Origin of the sequence: Oxobacter pfennigii (assembly GCF_001317355.1) — a bacterium.
GTDB lineage: Bacteria > Bacillota > Clostridia > Clostridiales > Oxobacteraceae > Oxobacter > Oxobacter pfennigii.
In genome coordinates, this window is sequence record NZ_LKET01000055.1 from 1 (window position 1) to 1626 (window position 1626).

Here is a 1626-nt window from a genome sequence, read left to right on the forward strand (position 1 = left end):
TTGGATGAAACATACACATTTATCAAATTTGACCTTCCAAAGCTTACAGCAGCCGAGACCATATTTTCTGCAGTCCTTGGATTGCGCCTTTCAGGAGTTGGCAGCTCCGGGTTGCAGATAGACGCCCGCAAAGTGAAAGAAAACTGGGAATCAACCACTTTGAATTGGAGCAATAAGCCTGATTATGAAGAAACAAAAATAGAAGAATATCAGATAATGACAACATCACAGCCGTATCTTTTTGATATCACGGGTATAGTGAAGGACTGGTACAATACCGGTGAAAATTATGGCGTTATGCTGAAGAGCCATGTAACTTCATACAATGTGGCCAATTTTAACTCATCCGATTCGCCCTATTCAAACTTCCGCCCTCAGGTAATAATATTTTACGTAAATAATGTGGGATTGGAAAATTACTGGACTTATCACAGCCAGGATGTCGGCCGTGGAGGTACGGGTTATGTAAATGACTATACGGGAAATCTTGTATTTATCCACAACGATATTTCAATGAATGGAAACAGAATGCCTGTTACAATTAACCACGTATATAACAGCAATGACAAGGATACAAATATAGGCTACGGCCCCGGCTGGAGGCTGAATCTTACCCAGAGCATCAAATGGGAAACCATATCAGGTGCAAATTACTTTACCCATATTGACGAGGACGGTACAAAGCACTTCTATAAATATAATTCCGAAAAAGGTCATTATATCGATGACGCAGGCACTGACTTCATTCTTACCGTAAGCGGCAGCGGCACATCTACAATCCATACTATAAAGGACAAGGATGGAAATAAACTAAATTTTGATTATTATGGGATTCTAAAAACAATAGAAGATAAAAACGGAAATAAAATTACTCTTACCCATAATTCTGACGGTAGGCTCATAAGAGTTGAGGACGGTGCGGGAAGAGCAATTATACTTAACTATAACGTAGATAAATACCTTATTGATATAACTGACCCCGCAGGGAGAAGGACGGATTTCAGATATACCGTAAACAGGCTTACTTCCATTATTTATTCTTATGAAAATAATAACATTATGGAAGGAGCCATAAGAACAACATTTGCTTATGATGGAGTATATAACCTGACAAGCGCCACAAATTATGACGGGTACAAGATGGTTTATTCATATTATGATACTTCAGCATCAGGCAGTGTCCTGGCATACCGCGTTAAAAAAGTCCAGGAAACCCATACTAATTTCTCATCTTCTGAATCAGGCCAGATTCTTAATATCTCATATGGCAAAAATACCACAACATTTACCGACCACAAGGGAAGAACAAATATCTATCAATTCAACCATATAGGCAATACAGTAAGCATCAAGGATGCGGATAATAACGGGTCATACTATAAATTCCACACATCCAGTGAGAAAAAGAATAAGCTTGAGTTGGATTCAAAGCTTCAAAAGACGGTCATAAACCTTCTTAAGAATCATAATATGGAGATCCCAAATAGCTACTGGACTTCGGGAGCTGTAGGAACTTCAACCGGCTCAGGTGAATTCACAACCGAAGAAAAAAATATAGGAGAGAAGTCATTAAAGATAAGTAAAACTAATACTAATGACAGGCAGTATTTCAGCCAGCAAGTAACA

The 1626-nt window shown here is 38.6% G+C and carries 1 protein-coding gene; it reads left to right on the forward strand.

Annotated features, from left to right (window positions below):
* On the forward strand, positions 1 to 1626 hold a 1626-nt coding region (locus OXPF_RS18520; protein WP_152967808.1), incomplete at both ends, for a DNRLRE domain-containing protein.